The sequence below is a fragment of the Streptomyces sp. NPDC005863 genome (assembly GCF_042871345.1).
In the GTDB taxonomy this organism is placed as follows: Bacteria; Actinomycetota; Actinomycetes; order Streptomycetales; family Streptomycetaceae; genus Streptomyces.
In genome coordinates, this window is record NZ_JBIAII010000007.1 from 347,232 (window position 1) to 373,334 (window position 26,103).

Annotated in this window: 28 protein-coding genes, 2 tRNA genes and 1 other RNA gene; 9 read left to right on the forward strand and 22 right to left on the reverse strand. The window is 71.8% G+C overall.

All coding sequences use genetic code 11. The features are described from left to right. Nucleotides 1-528, reverse strand: a complete 528-nt coding sequence (locus ACFYO9_RS25335) for a MarR family transcriptional regulator (protein WP_355814562.1) — start codon at nucleotides 526-528, stop codon at nucleotides 1-3. 176 nt (nucleotides 529-704) lie between these two features. Here ACFYO9_RS25335 and ACFYO9_RS25340 point away from each other — a divergent pair, with 176 nt between their 5' ends. Then, complete coding sequence (locus ACFYO9_RS25340) at nucleotides 705-926, forward strand: hypothetical protein (RefSeq protein WP_355814564.1); 222 nt, start codon at nucleotides 705-707, stop codon at nucleotides 924-926. Between the two features lie 584 nt (nucleotides 927-1,510). On the opposite strand, the gene ACFYO9_RS25345 is transcribed toward ACFYO9_RS25340, so the two are convergent. From ACFYO9_RS25345 to ACFYO9_RS25385, 9 genes are all read right to left on the reverse strand, one after another. After that, nucleotides 1,511-1,747, reverse strand: coding sequence for a hypothetical protein (locus tag ACFYO9_RS25345; RefSeq protein ID WP_358778551.1), 237 nt, complete (start codon nucleotides 1,745-1,747; stop codon nucleotides 1,511-1,513). Nucleotides 1,748-2,410: 663 nt separating this feature from the next. After that, on the reverse strand, nucleotides 2,411-3,292 hold the full coding sequence (locus ACFYO9_RS25350; protein WP_355814570.1) for an RNA polymerase sigma factor SigF: 882 nt from the start codon (nucleotides 3,290-3,292) through the stop codon (nucleotides 2,411-2,413). 244 nt (nucleotides 3,293-3,536) lie between these two features. Further along, nucleotides 3,537-4,388, reverse strand: coding sequence for an RNA polymerase sigma factor SigF (locus ACFYO9_RS25355; protein ID WP_355814573.1), 852 nt, complete (start codon nucleotides 4,386-4,388; stop codon nucleotides 3,537-3,539). Between the two features lie 219 nt (nucleotides 4,389-4,607). Continuing rightward, nucleotides 4,608-4,901 (reverse strand): Dabb family protein, encoded by a 294-nt coding sequence (locus ACFYO9_RS25360; RefSeq protein ID WP_355814575.1) that lies wholly within the window; start codon nucleotides 4,899-4,901, stop codon nucleotides 4,608-4,610. A gap of 74 nt (nucleotides 4,902-4,975) precedes the next feature. Further along, nucleotides 4,976-5,155 carry a hypothetical protein gene (locus ACFYO9_RS25365; RefSeq protein WP_355814578.1) on the reverse strand — a complete coding sequence of 60 codons (180 nt, stop codon included), beginning with the start codon at nucleotides 5,153-5,155 and terminating at the stop codon, nucleotides 4,976-4,978. A 433-nt stretch (nucleotides 5,156-5,588) separates the two neighbouring features. Beyond that, nucleotides 5,589-5,676 (reverse strand) — tRNA-Ser (locus ACFYO9_RS25370). Nucleotides 5,677-5,768: 92 nt separating this feature from the next. Further along, on the reverse strand, nucleotides 5,769-6,200 hold the full coding sequence (tadA, locus tag ACFYO9_RS25375) for a tRNA adenosine(34) deaminase TadA (RefSeq protein ID WP_355814795.1): 432 nt from the start codon (nucleotides 6,198-6,200) through the stop codon (nucleotides 5,769-5,771). Between the two features lie 132 nt (nucleotides 6,201-6,332). Next, a complete protein-coding gene (locus ACFYO9_RS25380; RefSeq protein ID WP_358778552.1) occupies nucleotides 6,333-6,890 on the reverse strand; it encodes a hypothetical protein in 558 nt (185 codons plus the stop codon). Nucleotides 6,891-7,126: 236 nt separating this feature from the next. Beyond that, nucleotides 7,127-7,297: a hypothetical protein gene (locus tag ACFYO9_RS25385; protein WP_355814583.1), complete on the reverse strand. Its 171-nt coding sequence runs from the start codon at nucleotides 7,295-7,297 to the stop codon at nucleotides 7,127-7,129. Between the two features lie 100 nt (nucleotides 7,298-7,397). Between ACFYO9_RS25385 and upp the strand changes: the two genes are divergently transcribed. Then, on the forward strand, nucleotides 7,398-8,033 hold the full coding sequence (gene upp, locus ACFYO9_RS25390) for a uracil phosphoribosyltransferase (RefSeq protein WP_355814585.1): 636 nt from the start codon (nucleotides 7,398-7,400) through the stop codon (nucleotides 8,031-8,033). A 25-nt stretch (nucleotides 8,034-8,058) separates the two neighbouring features. On the opposite strand, the gene ACFYO9_RS25395 is transcribed toward upp, so the two are convergent. After that, on the reverse strand, nucleotides 8,059-8,754 hold the full coding sequence (locus ACFYO9_RS25395; protein WP_358778553.1) for a LytR C-terminal domain-containing protein: 696 nt from the start codon (nucleotides 8,752-8,754) through the stop codon (nucleotides 8,059-8,061). Between the two features lie 135 nt (nucleotides 8,755-8,889). Next, nucleotides 8,890-9,186 carry a type II toxin-antitoxin system VapB family antitoxin gene (locus ACFYO9_RS25400; RefSeq protein WP_003955420.1) on the reverse strand — a complete coding sequence of 99 codons (297 nt, stop codon included), beginning with the start codon at nucleotides 9,184-9,186 and terminating at the stop codon, nucleotides 8,890-8,892. 138 nt (nucleotides 9,187-9,324) lie between these two features. On the opposite strand from ACFYO9_RS25400, the gene ACFYO9_RS25405 reads away from it, so the two are divergent. Beyond that, entirely contained in the window at nucleotides 9,325-10,989 is a 1,665-nt protein-coding gene (locus ACFYO9_RS25405; protein ID WP_388666608.1) for a helicase HerA-like domain-containing protein, read from the forward strand. A gap of 154 nt (nucleotides 10,990-11,143) precedes the next feature. Here ACFYO9_RS25405 and ACFYO9_RS25410 read toward each other — a convergent pair whose 3' ends face one another. The 3 genes from ACFYO9_RS25410 to ACFYO9_RS25420 form a co-directional block, all read right to left on the reverse strand. After that, the gene (locus ACFYO9_RS25410) at nucleotides 11,144-11,305 is read right to left on the reverse strand and encodes a hypothetical protein (RefSeq protein WP_358778555.1); all 162 of its coding nucleotides are present in this window, start codon (nucleotides 11,303-11,305) and stop codon (nucleotides 11,144-11,146) included. A gap of 95 nt (nucleotides 11,306-11,400) precedes the next feature. After that, the gene (locus ACFYO9_RS25415; protein ID WP_358778556.1) at nucleotides 11,401-11,739 is read right to left on the reverse strand and encodes a hypothetical protein; all 339 of its coding nucleotides are present in this window, start codon (nucleotides 11,737-11,739) and stop codon (nucleotides 11,401-11,403) included. Between the two features lie 72 nt (nucleotides 11,740-11,811). Next, on the reverse strand, nucleotides 11,812-12,396 hold the full coding sequence (locus ACFYO9_RS25420; RefSeq protein WP_358778557.1) for an HhH-GPD-type base excision DNA repair protein: 585 nt from the start codon (nucleotides 12,394-12,396) through the stop codon (nucleotides 11,812-11,814). 228 nt (nucleotides 12,397-12,624) lie between these two features. Here ACFYO9_RS25420 and ACFYO9_RS25425 point away from each other — a divergent pair, with 228 nt between their 5' ends. Together ACFYO9_RS25425 and ACFYO9_RS25430 are read left to right on the forward strand one after the other, a co-directional pair. Next, complete coding sequence (locus tag ACFYO9_RS25425) at nucleotides 12,625-14,226, forward strand: ABC-F family ATP-binding cassette domain-containing protein (protein ID WP_358778558.1); 1,602 nt, start codon at nucleotides 12,625-12,627, stop codon at nucleotides 14,224-14,226. A 76-nt stretch (nucleotides 14,227-14,302) separates the two neighbouring features. Further along, nucleotides 14,303-14,875 carry a GNAT family N-acetyltransferase gene (locus ACFYO9_RS25430; RefSeq protein ID WP_358710099.1) on the forward strand — a complete coding sequence of 191 codons (573 nt, stop codon included), beginning with the start codon at nucleotides 14,303-14,305 and terminating at the stop codon, nucleotides 14,873-14,875. 41 nt (nucleotides 14,876-14,916) lie between these two features. Here ACFYO9_RS25430 and ACFYO9_RS25435 read toward each other — a convergent pair whose 3' ends face one another. The 3 genes from ACFYO9_RS25435 to ACFYO9_RS25445 form a co-directional block, all read right to left on the reverse strand. Beyond that, the gene (locus ACFYO9_RS25435; RefSeq protein WP_358778559.1) at nucleotides 14,917-15,723 is read right to left on the reverse strand and encodes a sensor domain-containing protein; all 807 of its coding nucleotides are present in this window, start codon (nucleotides 15,721-15,723) and stop codon (nucleotides 14,917-14,919) included. Between the two features lie 188 nt (nucleotides 15,724-15,911). Continuing rightward, a complete protein-coding gene (locus ACFYO9_RS25440) occupies nucleotides 15,912-16,670 on the reverse strand; it encodes an ankyrin repeat domain-containing protein (RefSeq protein WP_358778560.1) in 759 nt (252 codons plus the stop codon). Nucleotides 16,671-16,701: 31 nt separating this feature from the next. Then, nucleotides 16,702-17,433, reverse strand: a complete 732-nt coding sequence (locus ACFYO9_RS25445; RefSeq protein WP_358778561.1) for a hypothetical protein — start codon at nucleotides 17,431-17,433, stop codon at nucleotides 16,702-16,704. Nucleotides 17,434-17,624: 191 nt separating this feature from the next. Here ACFYO9_RS25445 and ACFYO9_RS25450 point away from each other — a divergent pair, with 191 nt between their 5' ends. After that, entirely contained in the window at nucleotides 17,625-18,182 is a 558-nt protein-coding gene (locus ACFYO9_RS25450) for a hypothetical protein (protein WP_358778562.1), read from the forward strand. A gap of 41 nt (nucleotides 18,183-18,223) precedes the next feature. On the opposite strand, the gene ACFYO9_RS25455 is transcribed toward ACFYO9_RS25450, so the two are convergent. From ACFYO9_RS25455 to ACFYO9_RS25470, 4 genes are all read right to left on the reverse strand, one after another. Continuing rightward, nucleotides 18,224-19,156 (reverse strand): hypothetical protein, encoded by a 933-nt coding sequence (locus ACFYO9_RS25455; RefSeq protein WP_358778563.1) that lies wholly within the window; start codon nucleotides 19,154-19,156, stop codon nucleotides 18,224-18,226. Nucleotides 19,157-19,796: 640 nt separating this feature from the next. Continuing rightward, complete coding sequence (locus ACFYO9_RS25460) at nucleotides 19,797-20,816, reverse strand: hypothetical protein (protein ID WP_388666583.1); 1,020 nt, start codon at nucleotides 20,814-20,816, stop codon at nucleotides 19,797-19,799. Next, on the reverse strand, nucleotides 20,813-21,475 hold the full coding sequence (locus tag ACFYO9_RS25465; RefSeq protein ID WP_355814622.1) for a hypothetical protein: 663 nt from the start codon (nucleotides 21,473-21,475) through the stop codon (nucleotides 20,813-20,815). The genes ACFYO9_RS25460 and ACFYO9_RS25465 overlap by 4 nt, the downstream gene beginning before the upstream one ends. A gap of 181 nt (nucleotides 21,476-21,656) precedes the next feature. After that, nucleotides 21,657-21,741 (reverse strand) — tRNA-Ser (locus ACFYO9_RS25470). Between the two features lie 143 nt (nucleotides 21,742-21,884). Here ACFYO9_RS25470 and ffs point away from each other — a divergent pair. From ffs to purD, 3 genes are all read left to right on the forward strand, one after another. Beyond that, nucleotides 21,885-21,979, forward strand: an RNA gene (gene ffs, locus ACFYO9_RS25475) — signal recognition particle sRNA small type. Nucleotides 21,980-22,026: 47 nt separating this feature from the next. Next, nucleotides 22,027-24,447 (forward strand): DNA polymerase III subunit gamma and tau, encoded by a 2,421-nt coding sequence (locus ACFYO9_RS25480; RefSeq protein WP_358778565.1) that lies wholly within the window; start codon nucleotides 22,027-22,029, stop codon nucleotides 24,445-24,447. Between the two features lie 271 nt (nucleotides 24,448-24,718). Beyond that, a complete protein-coding gene (gene purD, locus ACFYO9_RS25485; protein ID WP_355814627.1) occupies nucleotides 24,719-25,972 on the forward strand; it encodes a phosphoribosylamine--glycine ligase in 1,254 nt (417 codons plus the stop codon). The last annotated feature ends 131 nt before the right edge of the window (nucleotides 25,973-26,103 follow it).

Genomic DNA, 26,103 nt, shown 5'->3' on the forward strand with positions numbered 1-26,103 from the left:
TTACGCGGGTGTACGGGTGGTCTGCGACGTGGTCCGCACGTCGTGGGGGGAGGGGGGCTGCGATGCGTGCGGCCCCGCCGCGGGGCGGGCCGAGACCGCTCGGCAGTCCCCGAAACTGTCGCGCAGGCGCGCGAGCAGCGTGCTGAGCTGGACGACCTCTTCGTCGCTCCAGTCGTGCAAGTAGTGGGTGAGCGTCCGGATGGAGAGCTCGGCGAGCTCGTCCACCTTGGCCTTGCCGTCGGGCGTGAGCCGCAGGATCCGGGAGCGCCTGTCCGCGGGGTCGGGATCGCGTGCGATCCACTCCTTGTCCGCGACGTGCGCCACGTGGCGGCTGGTCACCGACGTGTCGACGGCGAGCAGCTCCGCGAGCCTGCTCATCCGCATCGCGCCGTGGCGGTCGAGCAGGATGAGGACGGCGGCGGATCCGGCCGGGCAGTCGTGCGGCAGGCCTCTTCCGAGGCCGCGCTTCACGGCACCGATGGCGCTGAGCTGCTGGGCCAGCTCCTCGTACTGACGCTGCGCGGCCACGGCACCTCCTGTTTATTTTGTTGCTTAGGGCAACGATAGAAGCAGTTGGTTGCCGCAGGCAAACTAAAACCTGGCCGTCGGCCTAAAGAGTCGGCAAAGCTCTGGGGGCCGGGTCGTAAAGTCCCTGGCCAGAGGGGGTTGGGCCGAGGGCCGTGGATTCGCTAGGGTCCTGCTCCATGGCACACAACCCCCAGGGCAACCAGGGCCACCAGGCTCCGCAGGGCAACCCCGACCCCGCCGGCAGCACGCAGATGTTCCGCGCCTTCGTCGACGAGGCGCCGCGAGGAGGACAGCCACAGCAGACGACGTCCTCGTCGGGCCCACGGGTGGGCCTGATCGTAGGAGTGCTCCTGGCGATCGTGATCGTGGCGGGAGTGGCGTGGCTGGCGCTCTCGTAGGCGGGTTCCCTGCGGGGCTTGGACGGTTCTGATCTGCGGGTGGTCGCTGGCTGGTCGCGCAGTTCCCCGCGCTTCCCTGCGGGGCTTGAGCGGTTCTGATCTGCGGGTGGTCGGTGGTTGCTCGCGCAGTTCCCCGCGCCCCTGAGCCACCCGCGGCGAGGCAACCGCGAAGCCCCGCCCCCGCACAGAGCGATCAGGCCCGCGGAACCCGCGCAAGAGCGACGCCGCGAGCGCCCCATCAGGGGCGCGGGGAACGGCGCGAGCAACCACGATGCACGCGCGGATGAGCGTCGACGCGAGCGCCCCACCAGGGGCGCGGGGAACGGCGCGAGCAACCACGACGTACCCGCGGATGAACGACGACGCGAGCGCCCCGTCAGGGGCGCGGGGAACGGCGCGAGCAACCACGACGTACCCGCGGATGAACGACGACGTGAGGGCCCCGTCAGGGGCGCGGGGAACGGCGCGAGCAACCACCGACCACCCGCAGATCAGAACCGCTCAAGCCCCGCAGGGAACGCGCGGGCAAGCACGACGCTCCCGCAGGAGGGCAGCAGGCGCCGGCCCCCCCCGGGAAGGGGGCCCTACTTCCAGTCGACCCAGACGTCCCGCGTCTCCACCCGCATGCCCAGCGGCACGCGCCACGCGTCCACGCACACCGTCCAGGCCCCCTCCCTCGTCCGCCCCGGACCGATCGGCGCCGGCAGTGCCACCGTTGACTTGATCGTGGCCCAGTCCACCCCGAGCGCCCCGATGATGTGCGTACCGAAGGTGACCTCGCCCGAACGCACCGCCGACCCACCCGTGTTGCGGAAGGACACCGTCACCTTCTCGCACCACCGCTTGTCCGCAGGAGCCCGTTCCGGATCGCCGACAGCGAGAACCGCGGGCCCACTCGGCGACGGATCCGTCCCAGGCCGCCCGGGCCCCGGACCCGGCCCCGACGGACTCGGGGAGCTCCCACCCGTACCCGTACCCGTGCCCGACCCCGTGCCCGTACGACCGCCCTCGTGCCCGCCCCCGCGCCCCGACGAGGCCTTAGGAGGCGACGCCACCCCCACCGAACCCGAATCCGAACCCGACCCCGACCCCGAACGCCCCTCCGCACCCGGCGACTTGCTCGCCCCGCTCGACTCGTCCCGCTCCGGTGACGCCCCCGCCGAGTCACCGGAACGGCCACCGCCGCCGGAACCATCCCTCTCCAGCGGCACCATCCTCACGTCACCCGTGGGCCCCACCGTCTTGCCCGGTGCCCGTCCGGGCGAGGCCCCCGCCGCGCCCGTCGCCACGTAACCGTCGCCGCTGTCACCGCCGCAGGCGGACAGCAGACCGCCGAGGCACAGCACAGTGGCCCCCGCACCGAGGACGTTCCGCACTCCACGTCGCATCGCGCCAGTGTGTCTGACGGGTCGTCAATTAGGAACCCCGTCAGCAACACCACCGACACACGCAACGCCACCGACACACACGGGAGTCGGCGCGTCTCAGTCCGCGATGAGACCGTCCCGCAGCTGCGCCAGCGTCCGCGTCAGCAGCCGCGAGACGTGCATCTGGGAGATGCCGACCTCCTCGCCGATCTGCGACTGCGTCATGTTGGCGAAGAAGCGCAGCATGATGATGCGGCGCTCACGGGGCGGCAGCTTGGCGAGCAGCGGCTTGAGGGACTCGCGGTACTCCACGCCCTCCAGGGCCGAGTCCTCGTACCCGAGGCGGTCCGCGAGGGAGCCCTCGCCGCCGTCGTCCTCGGGCGTCGGGGAGTCCAGCGAGGAGGCGGTGTACGCGTTGCCGACCGCGAGGCCGTCGACCACGTCCTCCTCGGAGACGCCGAGCGCCGCGGCGAGTTCGGGAACGGTCGGCGAGCGGTCGAGCCGCTGGGCCAGCTCGTCGCTGGTCTTCGTGAGCGCGAGCCGGAGCTCCTGGAGGCGGCGCGGCACCCGCACCGACCAACTGGTGTCCCGGAAGAAGCGCTTGATCTCACCGACGACCGTCGGCATCGCGAACGTCGGGAATTCCACGCCGCGTTCGCAGTCGAAACGGTCGATCGCCTTGATCAGGCCGATCGTGCCGACCTGGACGATGTCCTCCATCGGTTCGTTGCGACTGCGGAAGCGGGCCGCCGCGTACCGCACGAGGGGGAGGTTGAGCTCGATGAGCGTGTCGCGCACATACGCACGCTCCGGGCTGTCCTGGGCGAGCGTGGCGAGCCGCAGGAAGAGGGATCGGGACAGGGTCCGGGTGTCGATGACTTCCGGGGCCGTTGAGCTCTGGAGCGCTTCGGAGCCCTGAAGCGCGTCGGGCGCCGGCTCGCTCGGGCTCTTGGTGAGCGTGAGCGTGAGCACCTTCGAGCTGCCCTGGTCTGCGGACATGCCACCCCCTTGAGGTCGCGGACGGTCGCGGCGGGCGCTCCCGTCGGAGGAACGCAGCCTCCACCTGAATACCGGAGGTGGGGCTACGGCAAACGCGGTTCCAGCAGAATGTCACATGTCGGCAACACGCTGTAGTTACTTGTCGACAAACAAGGGTGACATCCGTGCAGGAAAGAGGGGGTCTGAGGCTTTTCAGCAAAGAGTGCCGTCGGCAACCGCCGCGACGGCACTCCACTCGATACGGTTACGCCTCGATCCGATTTGCGGACCGAAGGCGTGCGAAGCTCCGGGCGAGCAGTCTCGACACGTGCATCTGGGAGACGCCGAGTTCGGCGCTGATCTGTGACTGCGTCAGATTGCTGTAGTAGCGCAGGAGCAGGATCCGCTGTTCCCGCTCGGGCAGTTGGACCAGGAGATGGCGTACGAGGTCGCGGTGTTCGACGCCGTCGAGCGCGGGGTCCTCGTAGCCGAGCCGGTCGAGCAGGCCGGGCAGCCCGTCGCCCTCCTGGGCCGCCTCAAGCGACGTCGCGTGGTACGAGCGGCCGGCCTCGATGCAGGCCAGCACCTCGTCCTCGGTGATGCGCAGCCGCTCGGCGATCTCGGAGGTCGTCGGTGAGCGCCCGAAGGCGGTGGTGAGGTCCTCGGTCGCGCCGGTCACCTGCACCCACAGCTCGTGCAGCCGGCGCGGTACGTGGACGGTGCGGACGTTGTCGCGGAAGTACCGCTTGATCTCGCCGACCACGGTCGGCATCGCGAAGGTCGGGAACTGCACCCCGCGCTCCGGGTCGAACCGGTCGATGGCGTTGATGAGCCCGATGGTGCCGACCTGGACGACGTCCTCCATCGGCTCGTTGCGGCTGCGGAAGCGGGCGGCGGCGTACCGGACCAGGGGGAGGTTGGCCTCGATGAGGGCGCCGCGCACCCGGCCGTGTTCCGGGCTGCCCGGCTCCAGCTCCTTCAGCTGACCGAAGAGCACCTGGGTGAGGGCCCGGGTGTCGGCACCGCGCGTGCTTCCGGTGGTCCCGGCGCCGCGGGGGGTCCCGGCGCCCGGTAGGGGTTTGGCGGGTGGAGCTTCGGGCGCAGTACTGGCCGGCACGGGCAACGCCACCCCTTCTCAGACAAGCTCAGTCAAGCTCGGTCGACCTCGGTCAACTCATCCGTCAAAAGCGGTCATAGCATCACAAGACATGTGCACTGTGTGCAAGCACCCGATAACTACGTGTTGAGGGCAAGGGGGAGGGCATACGACAGGAAAAGGCCCCGCACCGTCGCGGTGCGGGGCCCAAGTGGCGGGGCGGGAGGAGCGGGACCCGGATCAGAACTCGTAGTCCGCGATGACCCACGTGGCGAACTCGCGCCACAGCGCGACGCCCGCCTGGTGGGCGGGGTGCTCCAGGTACCGCTTCAGCGCATCGGTGTCCTCGACCGCCGAGTTGATGGCGAAGTCGTACGCGATGGGGCGGTCGGTGATGTTCCAGGCGCACTCCCAGAACGTGAGCTCCGGGATCTGCCCGCCGAGGGCGCGGAAGGCCTCGACGCCCTCGACCACGCGCGGTTCGTCGCGCCGCACACCGTCGTTGAGCTTGAAGAGGACCAGATGGCGGATCACGGGCACTCCTTGGGAAGGCGCGGAGAAGACGGGAAGAAGGGGGAGGGCGACGAGGAGAGGGGGAAGGGCGCCGCTCAGTCCTTGCCGCCGTTGGCGACCCACGTCATGAAGTCCCCGATGCTCCGAGCGGCGCTCGAGATCCCTTCGAAGCCTATCTGGACGTAGTCCGCGGCCTTGGCCGGGTCCGTGATGATCACGTAGAGCACGAAGACGACCACGGCGAAAAGGCCGAGCTTCTTCCACTGCACTGCCACGATCCTGGCCTCCCCTTGCCCGCGACGCGTGTGTCCCCTGTGATCGCGGTGAGTCTAACCCGGGCCGTACTCACGGGGCTTTTAAGGACCAACGGCCCGGCAGCAGAGGCCCTTTGCCCGCGCCCCACGGGTGGCGCGAGCGGCAGGATGGGTGGTGAGCCCGGCGGATCTGGCAGGAATCCGCGGGTAGGGACCGGCCCCACTGCGGGGTCCGCGCCGTCCGCTTCCCCCCGACGGCGGCGTTGACTTGAGGGTCCGGTCCTCGTCGGGGGGAGCGGCTTGTCCCCCCGATGCCGTTCCCCCCGTCCTGGCGGGAGAGAGCCCCGGCGCGTGGAAGGCGCCGGGGCTTTCCGCTTGCCGCGGCACAAGCGTTCCGTACAACCCGCGCACGACGAAGGGCCCGTCCAGCTGGACGGGCCCTTCGTTTCGAGAGCGGTAGCGGTGGGATTTGAACCCACGGAAGGGGGTTACCCTTCACTCGCTTTCGAGGCGAGCTCCTTCGGCCGCTCGGACACGCTACCGAGAGGAACTCTAGCCCAAAGTGCCCCGTGTTCTGAAATCCGTTCGGCCGACCCCCTGAGTCCTCCCTGACTCCCCCCTGAGTCCCCCGGAGTCAGCGGTTGCGGAAGAACTCGGTCAGCCGTGCCGCGCACGCGTCGGCGAGGACTCCCTGGATGACCTCGGGGCGGTGGTTGAGCCTTCTGTCGCGTACGACGTCCCAGAGGGAGCCCGCCGCCCCGGCCTTCTCGTCGAGCGCTCCGTAGACCACCCGGTCCACCCGGGACTGCACGAGCGCGCCCGCGCACATCGTGCAGGGCTCCAGGGTGACGACGAGCGTGCAGCCGGTCAGCCGCCACTCGCCGAGCCCGGCGGCGGCCCTGCGCAGGGCGAGCACCTCCGCGTGGGCGGTGGGGTCGCCGGTCGCCTCGCGTTCGTTGTGGGCCGTCGCGAGCACCGTCGTGCCGTCCGGGGACAGCACGACGGCGCCGACGGGTACGTCGCCGCCCTCGGCGGCCAGCTCGGCCTCGGCCAGAGCGAGCCGCATGGGCGCCCGCCAGCGGTCGCGTACGGGATCGCCTTCGGCGATGTCGTCGATGGGACGGTCGGAGGTCGGGTCGTGCGGGTTGTGCGGATCGCTCGGGTTGTACGGGTCGTTCGGCTCGGTCACACGGGGAACCTAGCGGACGGTCTCCAGCACCTCCGCCGCCCCGAGGATTTCGGCGATCTCGTTGAGCGCGTCGCCCGCCTCCAGACCGAGCAGATCCTTTTCGGGCACGCCGAGGTCGGCGAGGATCCCCGTGTCGCCCAGCGGCCCGGACGGCACTCCCGAGGTGCCGGCGTCGTCGGCCGCGTCGCCGTCGGAGTCCGTGTCGGACGCCTCGGGTTCACCGTCCTCCGTACCGTCGAGGTCGAGGGCGTCGAGGTCGACCACCTCGTCGTCGTCCGGGTCGCGGCCCAGCATCTCGTCGGTGAGCAGAATCTCCCCGTACGAGCTGCGGGCGGCCGCGGCCGCGTCCGAGACATAGATACGAGGGTCCTCCTCACCGTCCACGCGGACGACGCCGAACCACGCGTCTTCCTGTTCGATGAAGACGAGCACTGTGTCGTCGTCGTAGTCAGCCGTGGCTTCACGGGCCAGATCGGCCAGATCCGCCAGGGTCTCCACATCGTCGAGCTCCGTGTCGCTCGCTTCCCACCCGTCTTCGGTGCGCGCGAGCAGTGCGGCGAAGTACACCGTGACTCTCCCACTGGTCATAGGCAGTGCCGGTTGGCGGTTTGGGGTCCCCCCGGCGAGGTCGGGGAGCGGGGAGCACTGTGCCGAGCCCCGCCCATTCGGAATCGTGGCAGAAACGGCGCCGTCAGGAGAGGTCTTCCGCTCGCTGTGTTCCGCGTCGCGTTCTCCGGGGGACCGTTCCCGGCCCTGCCGGGGGCCCGCGTTCCAGGGGGCGGCTGCCCGTCAGGAGGGGGCGATCACCAGCGGAACGTGCGCATGCGCATCTGCTGACGCATGCGTGCCGCCCGGGCGCGGCGCGGCTTCACGCGGTCGCGGAGCTCGATCGCCTCGTTGCGCTCGCGCAGGAACTGGGCGCGACGCCTGCGGCGCTCGATGTCGTTCTCGTCGTCCGGCTTGCGCTCCGCCATGGGCCACACCACCTCGGTTCGTACGTCCCCACCTTCCCTCGGACGGCGGTGTTGATGCCAGCGAGAGGCGTGGGGCCCGGGCCCGGTTACTGTTGATGGCATGCGGATCCACGTCGTCGACCACCCGCTGGTGGCGCACAAACTCACCACGCTGCGCGACAAGCGCACCGATTCCCCGACCTTCCGGCGCCTCGCCGACGAGCTGGTCACCCTGCTCGCGTACGAGGCCACCAGGGACGTGCGCACCGAGCAGGTCGACCTCGACACCCCGGTCTCGCGGACCACGGGCGTCAAGCTCTCCCACCCGCGGCCGCTGGTCGTGCCGATCCTGCGCGCCGGTCTCGGCATGCTCGACGGCATGGTGCGGCTGCTGCCGACCGCCGAGGTGGGCTTCCTCGGCATGGTGCGCAACGAGGAGACGCTGCAGGCGTCCACGTACGCGACGCGTATGCCGGACGACCTCTCCGGCCGCCAGGTGTACGTGCTCGACCCCATGCTGGCCACGGGCGGCACGCTGGTCGCCGCGATCCAGGAGCTCATCAAACGCGGCGCGGACGACGTCACCGCCGTGGTGCTGCTCGCCGCCCCCGAGGGCGTCGAGATCATGGAGCGCGAGCTGGCGGGGACGCCGGTGACGGTCGTGACGGCCTCGGTCGACGAGCGGCTCAACGAGCAGGGCTACATCGTGCCCGGCCTCGGGGACGCGGGCGACCGGATGTACGGGGCGGCGGAGTAGCGGTCCCTTTCCCCTGCTGGTTCGCCTACCGGCAGTTCTTCTTGCCTGACGGCACGGACGTCGGCTCGGGCTTGGCCAGTGCGGCCAGGGCCTTGTCGGCGTCCTCCTTTTTGGCCAGGTTCTTGAACCGGACGCCGATGATCAGGTCGACGTCACCGCTCTTGCGTACGTCGGACTTGAGCTCGGCGTCCGCGAGCTGGGTGCCGAGGACGGGGAGCGAGGTGTCGGCGGCCGCCTTGGCGCCGAGCAGCATCCCGGTGCCCTTGACCTTCTTGTCGAACTCCTTGGTGGCGTTGCCGACCTTGCCGATGGCGAAGCCGCGCTTCTTGAGTTCGTCGGCGGTGCTCTTGGCGAGGCCGCCGTGGGGCGTGGCGTTGAAGACGTTGACGGTGATCTGCTTCGGCTTCGGGAGCGGCTTGCCCGCCTTGTCCTTCGCCGCGGCGGCCGAGGTGGCGGAGTCGGCGGAGATGCCAGGGGTGGCGTCGCCGTCCGGATCACGGTCGCAGTCGCCGGCCGCGGAACTGGCCGCCGACGCCTTGTGGCCCCCCGTGAAGACATCGATGAGCTGCAACGTGCCCCAGCCGATGAGGCCGAGCGCGGCGGTGGACGCGATGACCGCGAGCACGAGCCTGCGGCGGCCGTTGGGGCGGCGCATCCGTGGGTATTTGTCCCCCGTGATGCGGTATTCGCCGCCCATGCCGGGGGGAGTGAGCATGCTCATGGGCGCAGCGTAGTGCGGCGCGGCAGCGATGCCTACTAAATGATCATTACTTGAGGGGCAGTCCAACCCGAAAGGGCGAATGCGGGGTCGGGCCCGGCTCGGCGGGGGGCGTGGGGCCCGCGGCCGGACCCTGGGTCAGCCCAGTTCGAGCACGCGCGCGTGGAGCACCTGGCGCTGCTGGAGCGCGGCGCGGACCGCGCGGTGCAGGCCGTCCTCCAGATAGAGGTCGCCCTGCCACTTCACGACGTGCGCGAAGAGGTCGCCGTAGAACGTGGAGTCCTCGGCGAGCAGGGTCTCGAGGTCGAGCTGGCCCTTGGTCGTCACGAGCTGATCGAGGCGGACCGGGCGCGGTGCGACGTCCGCCCACTGGCGGGTGCTTTCCCGGCCGTGGTCGGGGTACGGCCGGCCGTTTCCGATGCGCTTGAAGATCACACGGAAAGCCTACCGGGCAAGGCTCTCCGGGCGCAGCCATGGCGACGGAGTGCGAGTCTGGGAAATGACGCTGTAAAGCGGGGCAAACCGGAAACGCACCAGCCGGGAACAGGGGTCGAAGTGAGCGATAGCCAGTCGATGCCGTCCACTCCGGGTCGTGCGAATCCCCCGAACGAGTCCGTGCCGGCGGCGGGGTCCGGTGCGGCGCCGGGCGCGGGTGGGACGGGTGAACAGGCAGGGGGAAGCGCTCTGCCGCCGGAGGCCGCGGAGATCGCCGCCGGGTACGCCTTCGCCGGGCCCGCCCTCGACCTGGGCGCGCTGCTCTGGGACGGACGGTGCCGTGCCGACGCGCCGGTCCGTATCCCGCTGCCCATGCTCAACCGGCACGGGCTCGTCGCCGGCGCCACCGGCACGGGCAAGACCAAGACGCTGCAACTCATCGCCGAACAGCTGGCCGCGCAGGGCGTCCCCGTCTTCCTCGCGGACATCAAGGGCGACGTGTCGGGGATCTCGGCACCCGGCGAAGCGAACGACAAGGTCACCGAGCGGGCCGGGGACGTCGGGCAGGAGTGGGCGGCGACCGGGTTCCCGAGCGAGTTCTACGCGCTCGGCGGCATCGGCACGGGGATCCCGGTGCGGGCCACGATCACCAGCTTCGGCCCCGTGCTGCTCTCCAAGGTGCTGCAGCTCAACCGGACGCAGGAGCAGTCGCTCGGTCTCGTCTTCCACTACGCCGACCAGAAGGGGCTCGAACTGGTCGACCTGAAGGACCTGCGGGCGGTCGTCACCTTCCTCACCTCCGACGAGGGCAAGCCGGAGCTGAAGGGCATCGGCGGTCTGTCGTCCGTGACCGCCGGCGTCATCCTGCGGGCGCTCACCACGTTCGAGGCACAGGGCATGGCGGACTTCTTCGGGGAGCCGGAGTTCGACACGAGCGAGTTCCTGCGGCTCGCGCCGGACGGGCAGGGGCTGGTGTCGGTCCTGGAGCTGGCGGCCGTCCAGGACAAGCCGCAGCTCTTCTCGACGTTCCTGATGTGGCTCCTGGCCGACCTCTACAACGACCTGCCGGAAGTCGGCGACATCGAGAAGCCGAAGCTCGTGTTCTTCTTCGACGAGGCCCACCTGCTCTTCAACGGGGCGTCGAAGGCGTTCCTGGAGGCCATCACGCAGACCGTGCGGCTGATCCGGTCCAAGGGCGTCGGCGTCTTCCTCGTGACGCAGACACCGAAGGACGTGCCCGCGGACGTCCTCGGACAGCTCGGCAACCGCGTGCAGCACGCGTTGCGGGCGTTCACCCCCGACGACCAGAAGGCGCTGAAGGCGACGGTACGGACCTTCCCCGACTCGCCGTACGACCTGGCGGAGGTGCTCACGGGACTCGGCACCGGCGAGGCGGTGATCACGGTGCTGAGCGAGAAGGGCGCGCCGACACCGGTCGCGGCGACCCGGCTGCGGGCGCCCGAGTCGCTGATGGGGCCGGTGGCGGCGGGGACGCTGGAACAGGCGGTGCGTTCGTCGCCGCTGTACGCGCGCTACGCGGACGCCGTCGACCGCGAGTCCGCGTACGAGAAGCTGACGGCCCAGGAGGCCGAGACGCAGGCCCGCAAGCAGGCCGAGTCGGCGGCCGCCGACGCGGCGAAGGAGACCCGCGCGCAGACACGGGCGAAGCCCCGCGGGGACGGGTCCGTCGTGGAGCAGGTGGTGGGGAGCGGGATGTTCAAGTCGCTGATGCGGTCCGTGGGGACGCAGATCGGGCGGGAGATCTCACGGTCGGTGTTCGGGACGGCCCGGCGCCGGCGCTGAGTCCGGGGACGCCGGGGCTGGCGGGGACGCCTGGTCTGGCGGGGCGCCTTGAGCGGGCCGCGTGGTGCGCGTCGCATGGTGCGGGCCGCCGAGTGCGTCTCGCCTGGTGCGGGCCGCCAGGCCGCCTGGTGCGGGCTGCGCCGGGCCGTCGGGGTCAGGCGTCCTTGGGTCGCCGCTCGGGTTCGGTGGGGTCGGTCTCGCGGGTCGTCTGCTCCGGCGAAGGGGCCGGTTGCGCGGGTGCCGACTGCGGCGGCGCCGTACGGACGGCCTCCGCGCGCAGGAGCGCTTGCAGGGCCGCGTAGGGGTCGATGGGCATGAAGGTGTCCTTGATCTGCGCGCTGGGACGGCTGACGGGGGACGGGGCGGGGGAGGCCGGTGAGTGCCTGCTCCCTGTCCCTGTCCTGGTCCCTGTCAGCAGCGCAGGACCACCGAACGGGGGGTCGGGACGCGGGGGTGCAGAAGGGCGGCGGGGCGCGGGGCCGGGCCGACGGCGGGGTGCCGGGGCGGCGCCGGGTCGGGCGTACGGGGGGTGGGGACGCGGGTGGCGTGGCCGGTCGGGAGGCGCAGCGCCGTGTCGGTGGCGTCCTCATGGCTCTCGTTGCCGCCGGATTCCGTGGAGACGGCGGCGGGCGGGGTCGGGGCCACCGCGGCGGTGGGGGCGGCGGTGAGGGCGCCGAGCAGGAGCGCGAGGAGGGTGAGCAGCACCCGGGGCCACGTGCGGTGGCGGCGGTACGGGGGCGGGGCGCTCATGGAGGGCATGTCCCCGTACGAAGGGTTCGTCGACCACCTCACGCCGAGATCCGCCCTCATGGGCTAGGACCTTCAGCCGCTGTTCGTGCGGGCCTTCGCCTTCAGCTGCTGCTTGTGGGCCCGGACCTTGAGGAGGGACTCGGGACCCGTGATGTCCGCGACGGACCGGTAGGCCTCGGTGGCGCCGTAGTCCCCGGCGGCCTCGCGCCAGCCCTTGGGGCGGACGCCCAGCTGCTTGCCGAGGAGGGCGAGGAAGATCTGGGACTTCTGCTTGCCGAAGCCGGGCAGGTCGTTGAGGCGCTTGAGGAGTTCCTCGCCGGTGGCGGCGTCCTGCCACAGCGCCGTCGGGTCACCGTCGTAGTGGTCCGCCAGGTACTGGCAGAGCTGCTGGATCCGTTTGGCCATCGAGCCCGGGTACCGGTGCACCGCCGGCTTCGTGGAGAGGAGCGCGGCGAAGTCCTCGGGGTCGTACGCGGCGATCTCCCGCGCGTCGAGATCGTCCGACCCGAGCCGCGTGGCGATCGTGTACGGGCCCGCGAACGCCCACTCCATGGGGACCTGCTGGTCGAGGAGCATGCCGACCAGCGCGGCCAGCGGGCTGCGGCCGAGGAGCTCGTCGGCCGCCGCGTCCTGTGCGAGGTGAAGGGTCACGTCCATGAACCGATGATCCCGCGTCGAGGGCGCTGACGCCTGTCGCCCACCGCCCGCCACCCGTCGCTCTCCGCTCGTCGCGCCGAGCAGGGGCCACGTCGCGCGGAAACCCGCGTGCGTCCCGTCCGACCGGCGCGTTAGCCTCGGACACATGTCTACGCCCCGCATCTCCTAGCCAGGACACACGCCTCCACGTCACCCGTGTGTCCATTCGCTATTGCGGAGCGTTACCTCATGATCACCGTACGAGGCGCCGACGTGCGCGTCGGCGCCCGCCTCCTGCTGTCCGACGTCTCCTTCCACGTCGCCCCGGGCGACCGCGTGGGCCTGGTCGGGCGCAACGGCGCCGGCAAGACCAGCCTCATGAAAATCCTCGCGGGGCAAGCCGTCCCCGCCGCAGGCACCGTCACCCGTACCGGCTCCGTCGGCCACCTCGCCCAGGACCCGGGCGCCGCCGACCCCGCCGTCACCGTCACCGACCGCATCCTGTCCGCCCGCGGCCTGGACGAGGCGGTGGCGGCGCTGCGTACCGCGGAGGCCGCCATGGCGACGGCGGCGACCCCGGCGGCGCAGGAGCGGGCCATGGCGGCCTACGCCCGCGCCGACGACCGTTTCCAGTCCCGCGGCGGCTACGCGGCCGAGGCCGAGGCCGCCCGCGTCGCCGCCGGACTCGGGCTGCCCGAACGCGCCCTGCACCAGCCGGTCGGCGATCTGTCGGGCGGCCAGCGGCGCCGCGTCGAACTGGCCCGGATCCTCTTCTCGCACCACGACACCCTGCTCCTCGACGAGCCGACGAACCACCTCGACGCCGACTCGGTGGCCTGGCTGCGCGGCTACCTGGCGGGGTACCCGGGCGGCCTCGTCCTCATCAGCCACGACACCGGGCTGCTCGCCGACGTCGTCAACCGCGTCTTCCACCTGGACCCGCGGCGGGCCGTCATCGACGTGCACAACACCGGATGGCACACCTACCTCGCCCAGCGCGCGGCCGACGAGCGGCGACGTACCCGGGAACGCGCCAACGCCGAGCGCAAGGCCGCCTCGCTGCGCGCCCAGGCCGACAAGATGCGCTCCCGCGTCGCCACCGCCACCGCCGCGAAGAACATGGACCGGCGGGCCGAACGCCTGCTCGCGGACGCGGAGCCGGTCCGGCGCGGCGAGAAGGTCGCCCGCATCCGGCTGCCCGAGCCCGCCCCGTGCGGCCGCACGCCGCTCGGCGCGATCAGCCTCACCAAGGCGTACGGGGCCCATCGCGTCCTCACCGGGGTCGACCTGGCCGTCGACCGGGGCAGCCGCCTGGTCGTCCTCGGCTTCAACGGCGCGGGCAAGACGACGCTGCTCCGGCTCCTGGCGGGGCGTGAACTCCCGGACGCGGGGCGGGTCGTGGCGGGCCCCGGGCTGCGGCTCGGCTACTTCGCGCAGGAGCACGACACGTTGGCGGCGGACCGGACCGTACGGGAGAACCTCGCGGCCGCGGCCCCGCACCTGACCGACGGCGAGGTGCGCCGGGTGCTCGGCTCGTTCCTGTTCGGCGGGGACGACGCGGACAAGCCCGCCGCGGTGCTCTCGGGCGGCGAGAAGACGCGGCTCGCGCTGGCGGGCCTCGTGCACTCGGGCGCGAACGTCCTGCTCCTGGACGAACCCACCAACAACCTCGATCCGGCGTCCAGGGACGAGGTGCTCGCGGCCGTGGGGACGTACCCGGGGGCGATCGTGATGGTCACCCACGACGAGGGCGCGCTCGACGCGCTCCACCCGGACCGCGTCCTGCTGCTCCCCGACGGAACGGAGGACCTGTGGAACCCCGACTACCGGGAGCTGGTCGCGCTGGCCTGAGGGTGGGGGCGGAGGGGAAAGGTGACTTGGGGCGGAAGCGAGGGCGCTGCCCCCACCCCTGTGATTCGATGCTGCGATGAGACGAGACCGGGCCGCCGACGCGGCCGACGGGCACCCCGTCCTGCGGTTGCGGGAACGTTCCGGTCAGCGTGATCTGGAGGCCTGTGCCGGCGTGCTCGCCGGTGTCCACAAGGCTGACGGATACCCCGTCATCTGGCCGGACCGGCCTGCCGAGTGGCTGGTCGGCGCCGGCGGACTCGGGGCCTGGGTCGCCGAGCTCGACGGCCGGGTCGTCGGACACGTCGGCCTCGCCCGCCCCGGCGCGGGGGACGAGGCGGCGGCCGTGTGGAGCGAGCGGGCGGGACCGGAGGCCGGTGCGGCCGGCGTCGTCAGCCGCCTCTTCGTCGCGCCGGACGCCCGGGGCCACGGCATCGGCGCCCTGCTGATGGGGCGGGTCGTACGGGAGGCGCGGGCGCGCGGGCTGCACCCGGTCCTCGACGTCGTGTCCTCCGACACCGCGGCCGCCGCCCTCTACGCCCGCCTGGGCTGGCAGTTGCTCGCCGTCGCGGAACAGCAATGGCGACCCGGCCTGCGGGTCGCCCTGCACTGTTACGCGGCCCCGCCGGAGGATCCTCGGCAGCAGCACTGAGACCTCACCGGGAACCGCCCGGTTCCGCGTACGGTTGCCGCTCAGCCCAGCAGCGAACGGACCGCCGCGCGGTCGACGCTCGTCAGGGCGCGGACCAGCTTCGGGGTGAGGAGGACGAGCACGGCACCGATGCCGGCGACCGCCGCGATCTGGGCCGGCGAGGTGATGTAGTACTCGTGGTGCCGGCCGCCCGACGTGAAGTCGTACACGCGGTAGCCGGGCCAGCCCACGTAACGGTGGAAGACCCAGGAGTACGTGGGGAAGAGCGCGACCACCCAGCCGGTGACGAAGAACGTCACCGTCAGGACGAAGCTGAGGACGCGCCAGGGGAACATGACCACCTGGAACAGCAGCGCCTTCCACCCCGCGGCGTCCGCGAGACGGGCCCTGGTCCTGGCCCAGAACCCCTTCGCCCGCGGCCCGTCGGCGCCGGCCCCCGCGCCGTACGCCCTCGCGCCGTACGCCCCCGGGCCGTCGACGGTGAGCCCGAGACCCACCCGGGCCCGGAGCCGTTCCGCACTGCCCAGCCCCCGCGCCCCGGCCAGCGCCACGGCGAGGACGGGCAGCCCGAACAGGGTGACGAGCAGCCCCGCGCCGAGGCAGAACATGGTCACGGCGAAGACGAACCCGGCGATGGCGAGGGGGAACGAGGTCAGCACGTACCCGATCTCGCGGAAGGTGACGGCGGAGAACGGCGCCCGCCAGAACCCGGGCCTGTGCCTGCGCGGGCGGACCGTCGGGCCGGTCGCCGAGCCGGTCGCCGGGCTGGTCGTGGGGCCGGCCACCGGAGGGGGCACCGCGGCGGCCGACGAGGTCGAAGTGGCGTACGGCAGGGTGCTGGTGCTCATGGCGGGCCCTCGAATCGTCGTGGAGCGTGGGGAGCGGGGACGTGTCGTGTTGACGTGCTCCACGCTCCCGTATCCGCGGGCCCGGCGGCATACGGTGCTCCGGTGTCTATGGGGTGGTGCTAGCCCCCCTGACCGCTAGGTCCTTGACCGCCAGCCCCCTGGCCGCCAGGCCTCTCCGCCCGAGGAGGTCACCGGTGCTCCAACTCCGCCCGGCGACGCGCCCCTTGCCCCCGCAGCCACCGGACGACGTCCTCCGCGGCGGCGTCGATGGCGATGTCCAGCGGAGTCATGTCGTCGTACCCGACCCAGTCGAGTTCGGCGCCGCACACCAACAGGTAACGCGCGGTGGCCAGTTGGCCGCCATGACACGCACCCCAGAAGGCACCGGAGATGTCGACCGGATCGGGCGAAGGGGATGTCCCGTCCGGGCCGGGACCCTCGACGAGGGCCGTGACCCGATCGAGCAGCCCGAGCGTCGCCGCGTCCTGCAACGTGGTGCGGGCCCCGTGTTCCAGCAGCCGCCGCGCCGCGCGCCACTGCCCGAACCCGCGCGCGTCGGCGAGCGGCGTGCCGCCCGCGATGACACCCCCGGTCGCCTCGATGTCCGCGCCGGCCGCGATGAGGGCGTCGAGCGCGGGGACGTCGTCGTTGCTCGCGGCCCAGTGCAGCGGGGTCTCGGAGTGCGCCCCGACGAAGGGCGTGCCGGGGTCGGCGCCGGCCGCGACCAGGGCGGCGATGACCTCGGGGCCCGCGGGGATGTGTCCGGGCCAGTCCGTGGCGATGTGCAGCAGACTGCGCGTGCCGGCCGCCTCGCCGACCCGTCTGATACCGGTGACCGCGAGACCGGGATGCGCGACGAGCAGCCGCCGCAGCCCGCCCACGTCACCGGAGCGGATCGCACCGGTCACCGCGACAGCCACAGGATCCCCCGCGTCGAGAACTGCCATGCCCGACCTCCTAATGCCGTCCGCGATTCTGTCAGGGCCCACCGACAACGGCCGGCCGCTCCACGACGACCTGCCCGCTCCTCCGGTGCAGGACCCCGCCGAGAGCCACCGCGACGGCCACGGCGATCAAGTGCTCGCGCCCGGCCAGGTCGAGGTCCCTGATCGAGCCGGTCACCGTCGGGACGACCGCAGCGAGGAAGAGAAGAGGCGCCCGCAGCGCCACGGAGGTGTAGGCGAAGAGCCCGACGATCGCGGCGGAGGTACCGGTGTCGACCGCGTGCGCGACATCGGCGGGCAGTCCGCCGAGCCGTTCGGGCCCGAGAGCGACCATGAGGCGCGCCCCGAGCGTCCCGGCGAGCGTGACGGTGTACGCCACCGCCAGCGTGCGTATGCGCCCGAAGAGCAGCTCGGCGAGGGCGAAGGCGAGCAACAGCCGGGGCAGCCCGCCCCAGACCGGCAGATCCACCGCGGGCACGAACATCGATACGGGCGTCCGCAGCAGCGTCACCCAGAGCGGCTGATCACCCCGCACCTCACCGACGAAACCCACCACGCCCCCACCGACCCCGGTCTGCTGGAACGCGTGCAGCCCGATGACGGCGAGGGCCCCGAAAACAGCGAGCGAGACACCCGCGGGTCCGCGCGCCCGCAGCCGCCCCAAGGGCCGGACGACCACGGCCCGCCACTCGTGCCGGACCGCCCGCCACCCCCGACGGACCACTCGCAGCACGAACGCCCTGAGCGCCCCCAGAGAGACCGACACCGACACCGACTCCCCACCCTTGTCCACACCCGCGCCCGAAATGGGCGCTCGCCTGCCCGGCCGAGCAAATGCGGAGGATACGTGACACCACCCCTCGACGCCCCGCCCAGCCGAATCCGGCAGGGGGCCCCCACGACGGCGTCGGTCAGGTGATGATCGGCCGGACAGTGTGGATCAGGGGAGGGGACCTCGTGAACGACGATCCGAAACAGCAGTGGTCATCTTGGCGCAGCCGCGAAATCCTCATACGGAAGGCCGGCGATACCGCGCCCATACCGTTGGAGATCCGCGGGGTGTTCGGGGCGCAGCTCGACGCATACGTCGTGCAGCGCACGGAGACGACACAGGAAGCGGGGTATGGGTCCACTCTGTGGAACAGGAGCCGGCAACGGTTCGTGCTGCCGTCGGATTACAACTCTCTCCGGCTCTTCCGCCATGGCGGCAAGGCCACTTTCACGGGTGCCGGCGGCTGGAAAGTGAGGCGGTTGGCCGAGGAGGAAGTCGAGCTCGTCGCCGGTGAGATGTCCGGAGAAGGGCCATGGGTACTGCGCGTGGCCGACGGCATGAAGAAGCGCCTGAGCATCACGTGGAACAAGGGCCGGTACCCGGGAACCCTGACGTTCTTCGGCCCTGCCTCCGCTGCCGGCAAGGATCTGTCCGCGCGGCATCACACGCACGAGACCCTCACCGTGACCGGGCCCGGATACCTCCTGCTGAACGCCCAGGACTGGCACCTCACCACCGACTGAAGGCAGCGGGACGGCACCTGCGACGACCCTTCGGCCGGCCGTCAATCGGGCAGCATGCGGAGCTCGTCGCCCAGCTCGGGGTCTGAGATCTCATGACCCCGGGCGAAGCTCTTGAAGATCGCGGTCCCGGTGTGGCGATCGACCGATGAGGCGTAGCAGAGCTCCACCTGCCCGCATCGATCGCAGAGGAGGCCGGCCACCAGGGGCGCCAGGGTGAGCGCGCCCTCCGAGGTCAACAAGTAGAAGGTGTCGTCGGCGACAGGCTCGGCCCACGTGAAGGACTGGCACTCGAAGTCGGGGTGGTCGCCGGTCACGCGCTGCATCACCACGTCGAAGCGGCGGGAGCGCGGCCGATAACCGCACGAAACGGTGAGCAGCCACGGGGTGCCGACGAGGAAGTCCGCGGCCCCCAGGGCTCGTTCGAGCTGCGGCCCGAACTCAGCCGTGCGCAGGGCCGATTCCTGTGGGCTGCGGGGCTTGTCGCCGTGCGAGGTGCGGTTGCGTTCGTTCTGCAGGGCCCGGAGATCGGCGAGGATCCCCGGAGTGCGGCCATCGCCCTGGAGGGCGGTACGGAGGCCGGGCACCAGGTCGGGCTGGGCGGTGGAGACGGGCCCGAGGTGCTGGTCGAGCCAATTCGTCCACGTCCCGAACGTGGCGCGTCTGAGTAACCCGTTCCGCAGCGCCGCGAGCCCCTGCCGGGCGCGATCTCGCTGGTCACCGTCGCCCGCGAGGCGGCCGTCGATCTGCCCTCGCAGCAGGGCCGCTCCGGTGACCGTGAGGGTGATGGCGAGGATCTCGGCGGCCTCGAGCATCGCCTCGTACTGGTCCTTCGGTCCGGGGGCCCGTTGGAGCGCCCGCACGGAGCGGGCCAGGGGGTGCGGCAACGACTCCCGGGCGGCCGACAGCGCTCCGTGGTTGCTGACGGGCTGACGAGTGGCTTCCGGATGCACGCCGTCGGCCTGCACGGGCGGCACGACCGGCGACGGTCGGGGTGGTGCCGCAGGGGCGACCGGATCCGAGCGGGTGTGCCCTGAGGGCGGCGACTGCCCACCGGAGCGAGGCGGGTGACCGGTTGCCGGCCGAGCGCTCGCGGGCATCGTCCGTTGCGCCGGGGCGGGCGTCTGCTGTTGCCGCCGACGCCACCACCATCGGCGGAACACCAGCCGGAGCCAGGTCGGGACGATGCCGAACAGTGCGATGAACACGATGGTGGCGAGGAGAGTGTCCAGCCATGTCGGCAGGGAACTCGGTTCATCGCTGGACGGAATCGACGCGACTGCGAGAGCCCCCCAGCCGAGGGTCATCCAGAACGCCCAGTCCCGGTACACGGGGCCGTCGAAGAGTCCGAGCACCGCGTTGCGCCGCTTCGGCAGAGCCGCGGGCGGAGGCGACGACGAGGCTCTGGCGCCACTGTTCATGGAGCCATGGTGCCTCCGGACGCCGCCCGGAAAACAGCGTTTCGCAACACTCGGTCGATGAGACGACAGCACTGGGTGACAGTCCGGTCGGAGGCGTGGAATTGATCCGAGTCGGAGAACACCGAAGGGCCCCACCGCGGACGGTGGGCCGACAGACGACTCTGTGTGTGGTGTGCCAGCCGATCGGCAGCCGCGGTCAGCGGTTGATGGACTGGACCTCCTGGACGTCCATGTCCTGCGTGGTCTCGAACGTGCCGTCCGGCAGGGGGCCGTGGGCATCGCCCGTGCCGTGCCAGGAGATCTGCCAGGTCACCGATGCCGTGAGCTGGTTGGGCCGTCCGCCCGAGGCGCGCAGATAGGTGATGCCGCACGGCGGGGACTGCTTCAAGCTGCCCTTGGTGTACGGGGTGCCGATGGAGCCGTCCTTGTTGAAGGTGCACTCACCGGATGCCGGGTAGGTCTCCGCGTCCTCAGTGCCCGGTTCCAGGTGGAGGCTCACCGGCTTCGCGGTGGTCTCGGCGAACAGGCCCGTCCCGGGCAGCTCGGCCCTCACCTTGACCTCCTTGAACGTGCCCTTGTCCAGCCACACCCATGTGGGCAGGTTCACCGTCGACTTGGCCGCGGGCTTCAGCTCGACCTTGGTGTCGGGCACCTTGGTCTGCTGGTACGCCAGCGCCGCCAGGGTCTTGGGATCAATGGCCCGCGGAACCTTCGGGGCCTTGCCCTTGTCCACCCAGAACGGGGGACGAGTGCAGGCACCGGCGGCTGGGTCGTCCCTCATGTCGGGGTTCTCGACGGCGACCCACCACATGCCCTTGCCGTTCTTGCCGGCGTTGAAGTTCTTGTACGGGTGTCCGCCCTTGTAGCGCGCCTTGGCGTCCGCGAGGTCCTTGGGGTCACCGCCCGCGGACTTGTGCATCGACCACTTCGCCTCTGTGAAGGTCTTGAAGTCCTCGGCCTTCCAGTAGGGCTCATACCAGCACGCCGGCGCCTTCCAACCCACAGCCGTGGGAGTCAGGGAGCCGGAACGCCGGACCTTGGAAGGGGCGCCTTGCACCTTGAACGCGACCTTGGACAGCAGCGCCTGCCCAGACGAGTCACCCGACGTCTCCGTCTCCTGGGAGCCGGCACCGCCCCGGCCTGCCGCAAGAGCCGCAGGCATGCCGAGCAGGCACGCTGTGACGGTGAGCGCCGCGATGGCGCTGCCCCGCGTCACGGCTGACACTTCTGCGACCCCCGGTCCTCGTTGAGGCTCCGGGTCTGCCAGATCCCGTCTTTGTTCTTCTTCACGGCGGTGTTGTAGAAGACGTAGTTGTCGGGGCTGTCCGGCGGTGTGTCGCTCTTGATGACCTTGTTCGTCTTGCGGTTCTTCAGCTTCGTCCTGCTCTCGTCGACGCAGTACGTCACCGCGGCCGAGGTCTTGCCGAAGACCGTCACGTGCCGGTTGAAGTAGCGTGCGGTGCCGGTCCAGCTGACGTTCTCGTCGATGTTGCGCTTGGTGTACTTGTAGAGCCCGACCAGCGCCTGGTCCGTCGTATAGAAGGCAACTGCGGAGCCCTTCAGGTCCCCGGTCGCCAGAGCCTCGTCCACCGCGCTGATGCGCCGCTCGTTGTCCGCCAGGATCGCGTCCTTCACCGCGTCCCCGGTCTGCCGGCCGTCGAAGACGTTCTTCATGTCCTTCGGCAGCTCGATCTCCGGTCGGTCGATGCCGTCCGCCGTTCCAGAGGGCGACGGTGACGCCGACTTCGCCTTGCCGGTATCTGCCCCGGCGATCTTGTTGCTGTCGTGGCTGTCGTCCGAGCCGCCACAGGCACTCAGCAGCAGAGCCGCGGACGCCGTGAGGATGGCCGTCGCGAGCCGGGTCGAGCGGTTCACAGTGGTCTCCGGTGAGGTGAGGGTTAACCCGAGCGAAGCAACGCTATCTGTGAGCGCTTGATGACAGAAAAAGCGGGGCGAGCCTTGGCCGAGACGTATCGGTGCACGCCTGCCCCCGAGAACGACGAAGGTCCCGACCGGTGAACCGGTCGGGACCTTCGTCTGCCCTTTCGGGCGGGTGCGGAGGATACGAGATTCGAACTCGTGAGGGGTTGCCCCCAACACGCTTTCCAAGCGTGCGCCCTAGGCCACTAGGCGAATCCTCCGCCGCAAACAATACAAGACGTTGAGGGGTGCTCGCGAACACGATCCGGAGGCCGCCGTCGTGATCGTCCGTGGTCGTCCTCGGGGACGGGAGCGGGTGGGAGGGGGCGTCGCTTCCGGGGGCGGGGATCCGCTACTGTGGGGGTCAGCCCCTCACGTGGCGCTATCTGACTGAACTCCCCCAGGGCCGGAAGGCAGCAAGGGTAGGTCGGCTCTGGCGGGTGCGTGGGGGGCCCTTTGCGTTGGGGCGGTCCGGGTTGTCGGTGGTCGCCTATAACCTCGTACACGTGTCGTCTCTCGCGTTGTACCGCCGTTATCGCCCGGAGTCGTTCGCCGAGGTCATCGGGCAGGAGCATGTGACAGACCCGCTGCAGCAGGCGCTGCGGAACAACCGGGTCAATCACGCCTACCTGTTCAGTGGCCCGCGCGGCTGCGGCAAGACGACGAGCGCGCGCATCCTGGCCCGCTGCCTGAACTGTGAGCAAGGTCCCACTCCCACGCCCTGCGGTGAGTGCCAGTCCTGCCGCGACCTGGCGCGCAACGGCCCGGGTTCGATCGACGTCATCGAGATCGACGCCGCTTCGCACGGAGGCGTGGACGACGCCCGTGATCTGCGCGAGAAGGCCTTCTTCGGCCCCGCGTCCAGCCGGTACAAGATCTACATCATCGACGAGGCCCACATGGTCACCTCGGCGGGCTTCAACGCCCTCCTGAAGGTGGTCGAGGAGCCCCCGGAGCACCTCAAGTTCATCTTCGCGACGACCGAGCCCGAGAAGGTCATCGGCACGATCCGTTCGCGTACGCACCACTACCCCTTCCGCCTTGTGCCGCCCGGCACCCTGCGGGACTACCTCGCCCAGGTCTGCGGGCAGGAGGAGATGACCGTCGAGGACGGCGTCTTCCCGCTCGTCGTGCGGGCCGGCGCCGGGTCCGTGCGTGACTCCATGTCCGTCATGGACCAGCTCCTCGCCGGCGCCGCCGACGACGGTGTGACGTATGCCATGGCCACGTCCCTGCTCGGGTACACGGACGGCTCGCTCCTCGACTCCGTCATCGAGGCCTTCGCCTCCGGGGACGGCGCCGCCGCCTTCGAGGTCGTCGACCGCGTCATCGAGGGCGGCAACGACCCGCGCCGCTTCGTCGCCGACCTCCTGGAGCGGCTGCGGGACCTCGTGATCCTCGCCGCCGTGCCGGACGCCGCCGAGAAGGGGCTCATCGACGCCCCCGCCGACGTCGTCGAGCGGATGCAGGCGCAGGCCTCCGTTTTCGGCGGCGCCGAGCTGAGCCGCGCCGCCGACATCGTCAACGAAGGCCTCACGGAGATGCGCGGCGCCACCTCGCCGCGGCTCCAGCTGGAGCTGATCTGCGCGCGCGTGCTGCTCCCCGCCGCCTACGACGACGCGCGTTCCGTCATGGCCCGCCTCGACCGCCTGGAGCGCGGCGGGAACTTCGTCCCGGGCGGCCAGGGCGCCGGCCCCGCCATGGGGTACGTGCCCGGGCCCGAGGCCCACGCGGGCGTCCAGCAGCCCGGTGTCGGCATGCCCTCGGGTGGCCCGGCGCCCGCGCCCGCGCCGGGCCACCCGCCCGTTCCGTCCGCGCCGCCCGTTCCGCCCGGTGGCGGGCCGGCCGCCGCGCGGGCAGCGGTACGGGGGGCTGCCCCCGGAGCGCAGCAGGGTGCCGACAGTGGTGCCGGTGGGCAGGGGCAGGGGCAGGTGGCTCCGGGGGTGCCTGAGGCCGCCGAAGCTGCTCAGGGTCCTACGCAGGCTCCTCAGGTGGCGCAGGCTCCGCCCGCCGCTGCCCCCTCCGCGCCACCCACGCCACCCGCGTCTCCCGCCCCCTCCAGTGAGCGCCGGCCCGGTGGGTGGCCCACGGCCTCCGCGCCCGGCAGCGGCCCCGCGTCCGCACCCTCCGCCACCGCCACACCCTCCGCCACCGCCGCACCCACGTCGTCTCCCGCCCCGGAGGCGGCCCCCCGGCCGGGCGGCTGGCCCACGGCCGCCCCGCAGCCGACCCCCACCCCGGCCCCCCCGGCTCAGGCCCCGGCCCCGCAGGCGTCCGCCCCGATGGCCGCCCAGGCGCCCGTCGGCGGGCCCGACCCGCGCAGCCTGTGGCCCAACATCCTGGAGGCGGTCAAGAACCGTCGCCGCTTCACCTGGATCCTCCTCAGCCAGAACGCCCAGGTGGCCGGGTTCGACGGGACGACCCTGCAGATCGGCTTCGTCAACGCGGGCGCGCGGGACAACTTCGCGAGCAGCGGCAGCGAGGACGTGCTGCGGGCCGCGCTGTCCGAGCAGTTTGGTGTGCAGTGGAAGGTCGAGGCGATCGTCGACCCGTCCGGCGGCTCCGCGCCCCCGCCGGCCGCCGGGAACTTCGGTGGCGGCTCCGGTGGCGGATTCGGTGGCGCCTCCGGAGGCGGCGGGTACGGGAGTGGTGCTCCGGCCGCGTCGCGCCCCGCCGCGCCCCCGCAGCACGCGTCGCCGGCCCCGGCGGCGCCCGCCCCGCAGTCCCCGCCGTCCGCCCCGGACCCGGGCCCCGCCCCGGCCCCCCGGGCGGCCGCCCCCTCGGCCCCCGCCCCGGAGCACGTGTCCCCCGAGGACGACATCCCCGAGGACGACGACCCCGACCTGGTGGAGTCGGCCCTCTCCGGCCACGACCTCATCGTCCGGGAGCTGGGCGCGACGGTGGTCGACGAGTACCCGAACGAGTAGGGCCGCCCCGGGCGAGCCACGGGTAGCGCTCCAGGGACTGCCCCTCCCCGGCCGGGCGGCCGGGCGTCGCGGGGCGAACGGGTGGGCGGGTGGGAGTGATCCGCCGCGGAGCGGCGGTTTCGGGGGCTTCAGGAGCGACGCGGCTGCGGGCGAAAGGGCGCCCGGGCCCCGCAAGGGCCGCCGCGAGCTGGAGGAACGTACAACAGGCTCGGACGCCAACCCTGGCAGCCCGCACAAAAACGCTCCGCCCGGTCGGGCTAGGCTGACCACCGTGAAGGTCCTCGTCATCGGCAGTGGTGCCCGCGAACACGCCCTGTGCCGCTCTCTGTCCCTCGACCCCGACGTCTCCGAGCTGCACTGCGCCCCCGGCAACGCCGGCATCGCAGAAGTGGCCGAGCTGCACCCGGTCGACGCCCTCGACGGCGCCGCCGTGACCGCCCTCGCCCGGGAGCTGGGCGCCGGCCTCGTCGTGGTGGGCCCGGAGGCCCCCCTCGTCGCGGGCGTCGCCGACGCCGTGCGGGAGGCCGGGATCCCCGCCTTCGGGCCGTCCAAGGAGGCCGCGCGCCTCGAAGGCTCCAAGGCCTTCGCCAAGGACGTGATGGCCGGCGCGAGCGTGCCGACCGCGCGGTCGTACGTCTGCACGACCCCGGCCGAGATCGACGAGGCCCTCGACGCCTTCGGTGCGCCGTACGTCGTCAAGGACGACGGGCTCGCCGCCGGCAAGGGCGTCGTCGTCACCGACGACGTCGACGCGGCCCGCGCGCACGCCCTCGCCTGCGACCGCGTCGTCATCGAGGAGTTCCTGGACGGCCCCGAGGTCTCCCTCTTCGCGGTCACCGACGGCGAGAGCGTCGTCCCGCTGCAGCCCGCCCAGGACTTCAAGCGCGCGCTCGACGGCGACGCGGGCCCGAACACCGGCGGCATGGGTGCCTACTCGCCGCTCCCGTGGGCCGACCCGAAGCTGGTCGACGAGGTCATGCAGAGCGTGCTGCAGCCCACCGTGGACGAGTTGCGGCGCCGGGGCACGCCCTTCGCGGGGCTGCTGTACGCGGGGCTCGCGATCACGAGTCGCGGCGTACGGGTCATCGAGTTCAACGCCCGCTTCGGCGACCCGGAGACCCAGGTCGTCCTCGCCCGCCTGCGGACCCCGCTCGCCGGGCTCCTGATGGCCGCGGCCACCGGCAACCTCGCCGACCTGCCCCCGCTGCGCTGGAGCGACGACGCCGCGGTGACCGTGGTCGTCGCCTCGCACAACTATCCGGGCACGCCGCGCACGGGCGACCCCATCGAGGGGCTCGACGAGGTCGCGGCGCAGGATGCCCCGGATGCGTACGTCCTGCACGCCGGGACGAAGCGGGACGGCGACTCCGTCGTCAGCGCGGGCGGCCGGGTGCTGTCCGTGACGGCGACCGGCGCCGGACTCACCGAGGCCCGCGAACGCGCGTACGCGGCGCTGTCCCGCATCCGCCTCGACGGCTCGCAGCACCGCACGGACATCGCGGCGAAGGCGGCTGCTGAGGCCTGACCGGGCTTACGGGGGAGGCCGCGGAGGCCTGACCGGGCTGGTGGGGCGGCACCTCGAACAGTCCGCCGCGGAGCCCGCTGCCCAGCCCGTTCGCGTGACTTTCGGCCATCTTCAGGCCCCGGATCTGACAC

Bases quoted from the DNA above. Each gene is read 5' to 3' on its own strand.
- ACFYO9_RS25385 (WP_355814583.1), bottom strand. From the start codon at position 7,297: ATGGCGGAGCGCAAGCCGGACGACGAGAACGACATCGAGCGCCGCAGG.
- ACFYO9_RS25430 (WP_358710099.1), top strand. From the start codon at position 14,303: ATGAGACGAGACCGGGCCGCCGACGCGGCCGACGGGCACCCCGTCCTG.
- ACFYO9_RS25420 (WP_358778557.1), bottom strand. From the start codon at position 12,396: ATGGACGTGACCCTTCACCTCGCACAGGACGCGGCGGCCGACGAGCTC.
- ACFYO9_RS25440 (WP_358778560.1), bottom strand. From the start codon at position 16,670: ATGGCAGTTCTCGACGCGGGGGATCCTGTGGCTGTCGCGGTGACCGGT.
- ACFYO9_RS25425 (WP_358778558.1), top strand. From the start codon at position 12,625: ATGATCACCGTACGAGGCGCCGACGTGCGCGTCGGCGCCCGCCTCCTG.
- ACFYO9_RS25350 (WP_355814570.1), bottom strand. From the start codon at position 3,292: ATGTCCGCAGACCAGGGCAGCTCGAAGGTGCTCACGCTCACGCTCACC.
- upp (WP_355814585.1), top strand. From the start codon at position 7,398: ATGCGGATCCACGTCGTCGACCACCCGCTGGTGGCGCACAAACTCACC.
- ACFYO9_RS25435 (WP_358778559.1), bottom strand. From the start codon at position 15,723: ATGAGCACCAGCACCCTGCCGTACGCCACTTCGACCTCGTCGGCCGCC.
- ACFYO9_RS25415 (WP_358778556.1), bottom strand. From the start codon at position 11,739: ATGAGCGCCCCGCCCCCGTACCGCCGCCACCGCACGTGGCCCCGGGTG.
- ACFYO9_RS25410 (WP_358778555.1), bottom strand. From the start codon at position 11,305: ATGCCCATCGACCCCTACGCGGCCCTGCAAGCGCTCCTGCGCGCGGAG.
- tadA (WP_355814795.1), bottom strand. From the start codon at position 6,200: ATGCGGCTCGCTCTGGCCGAGGCCGAGCTGGCCGCCGAGGGCGGCGAC.
- ACFYO9_RS25340 (WP_355814564.1), top strand. From the start codon at position 705: ATGGCACACAACCCCCAGGGCAACCAGGGCCACCAGGCTCCGCAGGGC.
- ACFYO9_RS25405 (WP_388666608.1), top strand. From the start codon at position 9,325: ATGCCGTCCACTCCGGGTCGTGCGAATCCCCCGAACGAGTCCGTGCCG.
- ACFYO9_RS25395 (WP_358778553.1), bottom strand. From the start codon at position 8,754: ATGAGCATGCTCACTCCCCCCGGCATGGGCGGCGAATACCGCATCACG.